This is a genomic window from Curtobacterium sp. MMLR14_002, assembly GCF_001864975.1.
In the GTDB taxonomy this organism is placed as follows: Bacteria; Actinomycetota; Actinomycetes; order Actinomycetales; family Microbacteriaceae; genus Curtobacterium; species Curtobacterium flaccumfaciens.
The window spans coordinates 36,147-43,170 of record NZ_MJGT01000045.1; the positions used below are offsets into that span (position 1 = coordinate 36,147).

Genomic DNA, 7,024 nt, shown 5'->3' on the forward strand with positions numbered 1-7,024 from the left:
CGGCCGTTGCACGGCCCGATGGACGACGACGTCCACGAGGAGCACTCACTTGCGCCCCATCTCCTTCCGATCCCGAGGGCTGCGCCGTGCGCTGTCGTCGGGCATCGTCGCTGCGACCGCCCTCGGCATGCTCGGGATCGCCGCGATCCCGGCCGCCGCGGACCCGGCCGCTGACCGCACCGTCGTCTCGGGCCAGGCCCGGTTCGAGGTGCTCTCCCCCACCCTGATCCGCACCGAGTACGCGGGTGACTCGCAGTTCACCGACGGCAGCACCTTCAACGTCATCGGCCGCGACGACTTCGCACCCACGACGTTCACGAAGACCGAGCGGGACGGCTGGCTGACCCTCGACACGGGCGCGATGACCGTCCGGTACAAGGAGGGCTCGGGGGCCTTCACGCAGGACACCCTGCAGACCACCGTGATGACGGCGTCCGGGCAGCAGGTCACCGGCACGCCGTGGGTGTCGACGCCGACCCCCTCGTGCACGATCGGGTCGCTCTGCGAGGCCGAGGCGCTCGGACTCACCGGCCTGTCCCTCGCGACGGACCACGCTGGCTTCACCGGAGCCGGGTTCGCCGCCGGCTTCGAGTCCGTCGGCAACGCGATGACCTTCACGACCACGGCGGAACGTGCCGTCTCGTACGACCTCGCCCTGCGCTACGCGAACTCGCAGGGCGGCGACGGCCAGATCGCCACCCGCACCCTCAGCGTGACCGTCGACGGCGGTGCTGCGAAGACGATCCGGCTCGCACCCGGCGCGAACTGGGACGACTGGAAGACCACCGCTGCCACGACGCTCGACCTGACGGCGGGCGAACACAGCGTGCGCATCGAACGCACCGCGGACGACTCCGGCCGGGTGAACGTCGACAGCCTGGCCCTGGTCAGCACCGGCGCCGCCTACCCGGCACCGTCGACCACGGTCACCGGCGAGGACTGCGCGTTCGGCACCGTCTGCCAGGCCGAGGACTCGGCACGCACCGCTCCGGCGACGACCGCCACGAACCACAACGGCTTCGCCGGGGACGGCTTCGTCGCCGGGTTCGAGCGTGCCGGGGCGCAGCTGACGACCCACGTCACCGGGGTGCCGGCCGCGGGCGACTACGCCCTGCAGGTCCGCTACGCCAACGGCTCCGCCGGGGCGCCGACACTCACCGCGGCCCCGACCGGTCAGCAGTCGACCACTGCACCGCTCCCGAAGACGAGCGGCTGGGACTACTGGAACACCGCCACCGTGCCGGTGCACCTGGCCGCCGGCACGAACGACGTCGTGATCGGGTGCCCGACCGTGGCGAACAACTGCAACGTGAACTTCGACACCGTCGCCGTGGTCGACACCGCGTCGCCGGTCCTCGCCGCACATGCACCGCTCGGCGGGTACCGACGCGACCTCGACACCGCCAACGGATCGGTGAAGACGAACCCGGGTCTGCTCTACCAGGACGGCTGGTCGCTCCTCGACGACAGCGCCTCGGCGCTGTACGACCAGGCGACCGACACCGTCACCCCCGCCGGCGACCACGGCGGCGAGCGCTACCAGGACGGCTACGTCTTCGGGTACGGCTCGGACTACCGCCACGCGCTCGAGGAGCTCGCCGTCCTGACCGGTCCGACGAAGCTGCTCCCCCGCTGGGCGTACGGCGGCTGGTACTCCGAGTACTACGACCGCTCGCAGGCCGACTACCTGGCCATCGCGAAGCAGTTCGAGGACGAAGGCGTCCCCGTCGACGTCATGGCGATCGACACCGACTACAAGATCGGCAGCCCCACCAACCAGGGCGACAGCAAGTGGAACGGCTGGTCGGTCGACCCGTCCCGGATTCCGGACATGACCGGCCTGCTCGCCGACTGGCACGCCGAGGGCATCCACAACACCCTCAACATCCACCCGTCGATCTCGAGCCAGGACCCGCAGTTCGCGAAGGCCCAGACCACCGCGAAGGGCAAACTCACCAAGGGCGACGGCGACCGGTACCTGTTCGACTGGTCCGACCCCGACCAGCTCAAGGCGTACTTCGACCTGCACACGTCGCTGCAGCCGAAGGGCGTCGACATGTGGTGGCTCGACTGGTGCTGCAGCGAGAACTCGAAGTACTCCGCGAACGGTGTCACCCCCGACGCGTTCATCAACCAGCAGTACGCGAAGTACACGGACCAGGCACTCGGCGGCCGGGGGCTCGCATTCTCGCGGGCGTACGGCTCGCTGACGGCCGGTGGCTACGGCAACCCGCAGGCGGTCCCGACCGGCCCGTGGGCGGACAAGCGCACGACCGTGCACTTCACCGGCGACACCACGTCGTCGTGGGACATGCTCCTCGCCGAGGTCGGCTACACCCCCGGTGAGTCCGCCGCGACCGGCCTGGCCTCGGTCAGCCACGACATCGGTGGACACAACGGTGCGCAGTACGGCATCGAGGGCGCCGAAGAGGGCACCACCCAGCTGCCCGAGGACCTCTACGCCCGCTGGGTACAGCTCGGCACCTTCCAGCCGATCGACCGCCTGCACAGCAACCACAGCGACCGACTGCCGTGGCAGTACCCGGCCGCTGCCGAGGCGTCGGCGAAGCGGTTCCTGAACCTCCGCGAGGCCCTGGTCCCCCTGACCTACACGCTCGCCGCCCAGGCGACCGAGACGGGCACGCCGATCCTGCAGCCGCTCTACCTGCAGTACCCCGAGGCGCAGGAGTCCTACGCCCAGGCCGGCTCGGAGTACCTGTACGGCCCGGACGTCCTCGTCGCCCCGGTCACCACCGCGAACGACGACTCCGGCACGGCGACCCGCTCGGTCTGGTTCCCGGCCGGCAGCTCGTGGACGGACTGGTTCACCGGCAAGACGTACGCCGGAGGCACCACCGCCGACGTGACGACCGACCTGAACAGCATGCCGGTGTTCGTGAAGAGCGGTGGCATCGTCCCCACCCGCTCGGAGCAGGTCAAGAACGACGCCGCACCGCTCGACGCCGTCACCCTGACGGTGGCGACCGGAGCGAACGGTTCGTTCGACCTGCACGAGGACGCCGGCGAGGACACGGCGGCTTCCGTCTCCGCGAAGGCAGCCGCGGGCAGCGCTTCCACCGCCGTCCGCTACACGCAACAGGCGACCGGCGGCTCCCTCGTCATCGCCCCCGCCGACGGCTCCTTTACCGGCCAGGTGCAGGACCGCTCGTGGACGGCGACGTTCACGAACGCCGACCGCCCCCGCACCGTCACGATCGACGGCCGGGTGATCGCGGACACCGCCTGGACCTACGACTCCGACACCCGCACCATCAGCGTGCCGGTCGACGAACGGTCCGTGACGAAGCGAACGGTCGTCGCCTTCAGCAGCAAGGCGGCGGCGACCCCGGTCCTGCGGGTCGAGTCGCCTCGGGTGGACGCGGGCGACACGCAGACCGTGACCGGCGCCGGGTTCCCGGCCGACACCGACGTGGTGCTGGCGACCGCGCCGCGCATCGGTGGTGCCACCGCGCACACCGACGCGAGTGGTGCGTTCTCGACCGACCTGCGGGTGCCCGGCACCGCGTCCGGTCGGGTGACCGTCACCGCATCGGTCGACGGTGCGGCCCTGGCTCGGGCCGCCTTCACCGTGGTGGCTGCGGCTGCTCCGACGCCGACCACGTCGCCGAGTGCGGGCACGCCGGGCAGCGGCGCTCCGACGCCGGGTGACAGCGGATCCGGTACACCGGGCGCGGCAGCGCCGGGCAACGGGGGCGCGGATGCGGGGAGCGACCCGGGCGGCGCACTGGCCTGGACGGGCGCGAACCTGCTCCCCCTCGGGCTGTTGGCGGCGGCACTGCTCGCGGCTGGTGGACTCGTGTGGACGCTGCGGAGCAGGCGTCGCCGGGTGCGTGCCTGAGCCCGCCTGAGCGGTCACCTGTCAGGGGCAGTTGACGGACGGACGGACGGGAGGTGGGCCCCACCAGCCGGTACCGGCGCACCGCGCCAGCGGGGTGACGGCCGTGCCTGGAGGGACGGTGCCAGCTGGCACCGGGCCTCCCGTCCGTCCGTGGTTGCGCTGCGGATTCCCCATCACGCGTCCGCAAGACGGTCGCGACCGAAGACGAGGTTGCTCGACAAAACGCTCTACGTCTGACATGTTAACGGCCGGTGGTCGGATCTACACCCAGAGTGGCGTGAGGAGAAGACGTGACGAAGCAACAGGTCACGGCAATCACGGGCCTGCTCCTGCTGGCAATGCTGTTGGCGGTCTTGATCGGGGTGTTCGACGCTCGCCGACGTGTCGTTGCCGCGGAGGGCAACGATCTTCGCTCCGGCCAGAGCGCGTGGGTGACCGCGACGATCGACGAACTCATGCGTGCTCGGAGCGCGTTCGAACCGGGGACGAAGGTGTTCGTGGGTCTGGACAGTGACGTCCGCGCCGTCGTGGTCCTGTCCGGACAGTGGACAGACGTTCCGCTGCACGACGGGCACGCTCTGACAGGGCGTCCCGGTGAGGCCCTCGTCGGCGCTGCTGTCGACGTCCGCGACGAGGACATCACCGTCGGTGGCACGACGTACGAGGTGGTGGGGCGTCTCGGTGTGCGGACCGACCGCCTGCTGTCCGATGACGTGGTCCTCGCCGATCCGGCGCAGTTCTCGGCGTCACCGCAACGGCTGCTCCTCGACGGCCCGAGGAGCGCCCACCACTACAGCGCACAGTTCCCCGGCCGAAGCGTCGAGGTAATCGACGACGGCACGAACCGCAGGACGAACGTCGACGCCGTGTCGCCCGTCCTGGTCGCGCTCGGCGCGCTCGTCATCATGCTCATCGCCGTGGTCGCAGGTCTTCAGGCCGGACGATGGGAACTCCGCAGCGCCGCCGTCCGCTTCACCACCGGGATCCGACCGCTGAACACCCTTCGTAGCGCGGCCGCCAGAGTCGCTGTGATCGGCACCGCCGCCTGTACGACAGCCCTCGCGGGCGCGGCAGTCGTCAGGCAGACCACCATCCTCGACCTCGACGTCACCCCCGCAGTCGTCGCGGTCGGAACCGTCGTGCTCGCCGTGTCCGTCGCTTCGTTCTTGCAGGGAACCCGACGATGGAACTGCTGAACGACCTCCGGTCCAACTGGACGATCATCGTCGCCAAGATCGTCCTGCTCGTGCTGCTAACACTCTGCTGGTACAACGTGGCGTCGTTCACCCAGTCCACCTCGCAGGCAGTGGCCCAGGGCCTGTCCGCTGATGCCGACGCCGACCTCTACACGGTGGTCGACGATCTCGACCCGGATGCGTTCGAAGCGATCCGGCGAGACCAGCACGCGGTCGACGACGTCGCCTCGTTCGTCGACCGCATCGATGACGAGCCCGGATTCGACTTCATCTCCTCGTACGACCAGCCCGTCACCGTCCAGGACTTCCGCGGCGACGACCGCTTCGACGTCGGCTACGGGACCGAGTACACGCTCAACGGGAAGTACCAGGACGAGTCCGGACGGAGCGTCCAGGACATCAAGTCGATCCAGCTCAACGAGACCGCGTACGAGTTCGCGGGGCTCTCCGTGCAGGACGGCAAGCCGATCGAGTGGAGCGCTGTCGACTGGGGATCCGGCCGGATCCCGGTGCTGCTCGGCAACGAGTACCGCGGCGTGTACGAGCTCGGAGAGCGACTCACCGGAGCGGTCATCCTGCAGGAGCAGGAGCTCGAAGTCGTCGGTTTCCTCGAACCGAACAGCGCCATGTACTTCCGCGGTGAGGCCAACCACTACCTCGACGACACCGCCATCGTGCCCTACCCGCCGACACTCGCCGGACTCGACCGAGCAGCACTCGACCGGCTGGATCCCGAGCTGTTCGGACGCCTGGTGTTCCAGGTGCTCAACGCCGACCTCGCCGTCGATCACAGCCTCGATTTCGGGGACGTCGTCGCGCGTCTCGACGCGATCGGAGACGACACCGGCTTCCGGTCGTACACGTTGCTCGGAGTTCCGACCTACCTCGTGCAGCTCTCCCTCGTCCGCCAGCTCATCCAGGACAACCTGGTGCTCGTCACTGCGCTGCTCGTCGTCCTCACCGCGGGCGTGGGCATCATCACGGCGTTCCTCCACCGGCTCCTGCACAACCGTCGAGCGCCAGTGGCGCGGGTCCACCATCTCCTCGGGAGGAGCCCGGATGCCACGAACCGACTGTTCCGCGCAAGCCGCCTGACCGAGTACACCGCCGCGCTCGGGCTGTTCCTCACGTCCAGCGCGCTGCTCCCCAACGACAGTGCGATGGCACGACTCGGCGCCGGCACCGCCCTGCTCCTCTGGTGTGTGGCAGACGGCGCACTCGGTCGACGAGCCGTCCGCATCGAACTGACCACCCAACGCCGAAGAGGTACCCCACGATGATCGTGCTGCGCGACGTCTCCAAGACCATCACCGAGCCCGACGGATCGACCCGAGCACTGTTCGACCGACTCGACTTCGACCTTCGCGAAAACGATCGCTCAGTAGCCATCACCGGGCGCAGCGGATCCGGCAAGAGCACACTGCTCCGGATCCTCGCCGGCCTCGACACCGACTTCGGCGGGACCTACGAGCACGACGGGCACGTGCTCGAGCGCACCGCACGGAGGATGGCGGCGCACCGACTCCGACACATCGGCATCGTCACCCAGGACCACAGCCTGCTCGGCGACCGCAGCGTGCTCGACAACGTCCAGCTCGGAGTTCCTGCTCGCGCTGACTCCGCTGACCGCGCACATGAGGCTCTCGAGGCGGTCGGCATCAGTCACCTCGCTGGCAAGCGCCCACGACGACTGTCAGGAGGAGAAGCGCAGCGCGTCGCGATCGCTCGAGCCATCGCGAAGCGCCCTGCCGTCGTCCTCGCCGATGAGCCCACCGGCGCACTGGACGAGACGACCGAAGACGACGTGCTCGCCCTCTTCGACCGGCTGCAGCAGGCAGGAACCAAGTTCGTGATCGTCACCCACAGTGAGCGCGTTGCACAGCGATGTGGACGTCGACTGCAGCTACAACACGAGCAGCTCATCGCGCGCGTCTACTGACGGACTGGAGGCACGGTGCCAGCTGGCACC

4 protein-coding genes are annotated in these 7,024 nt (G+C 69.4%); all 4 read left to right on the top strand.

Translation table 11 applies throughout. The annotated features are described in order from the left end of the window. Nucleotides 1–49: 49 nt before the first annotated feature. The 4 genes from BIU91_RS03975 (at nucleotide 50) to BIU91_RS03990 (ending at nucleotide 6,994) form a co-directional block, all read left to right on the top strand. On the top strand, nucleotides 50–3,859 hold the full coding sequence (locus tag BIU91_RS03975) for a TIM-barrel domain-containing protein (protein WP_071404306.1): 3,810 nt from the start codon (nucleotides 50–52) through the stop codon (nucleotides 3,857–3,859). 290 nt (nucleotides 3,860–4,149) lie between these two features. Further along, nucleotides 4,150–5,055: a hypothetical protein gene (locus BIU91_RS03980; protein WP_071404307.1), complete on the top strand. Its 906-nt coding sequence runs from the start codon at nucleotides 4,150–4,152 to the stop codon at nucleotides 5,053–5,055. Then, a complete protein-coding gene (locus BIU91_RS03985; RefSeq protein ID WP_071404308.1) occupies nucleotides 5,043–6,335 on the top strand; it encodes a hypothetical protein in 1,293 nt (430 codons plus the stop codon). Before BIU91_RS03980 ends, BIU91_RS03985 begins: the two co-directional genes overlap by 13 nt. After that, a complete protein-coding gene (locus BIU91_RS03990; RefSeq protein WP_071404309.1) occupies nucleotides 6,332–6,994 on the top strand; it encodes an ATP-binding cassette domain-containing protein in 663 nt (220 codons plus the stop codon). Before BIU91_RS03985 ends, BIU91_RS03990 begins: the two co-directional genes overlap by 4 nt. Nucleotides 6,995–7,024 lie beyond the last annotated feature (30 nt).

Bases quoted from the DNA above. Each gene is read 5' to 3' on its own strand.
- BIU91_RS03990 (WP_071404309.1), top strand. From the start codon at position 6,332: ATGATCGTGCTGCGCGACGTCTCCAAGACCATCACCGAGCCCGACGGA.
- BIU91_RS03985 (WP_071404308.1), top strand. From the start codon at position 5,043: ATGGAACTGCTGAACGACCTCCGGTCCAACTGGACGATCATCGTCGCC.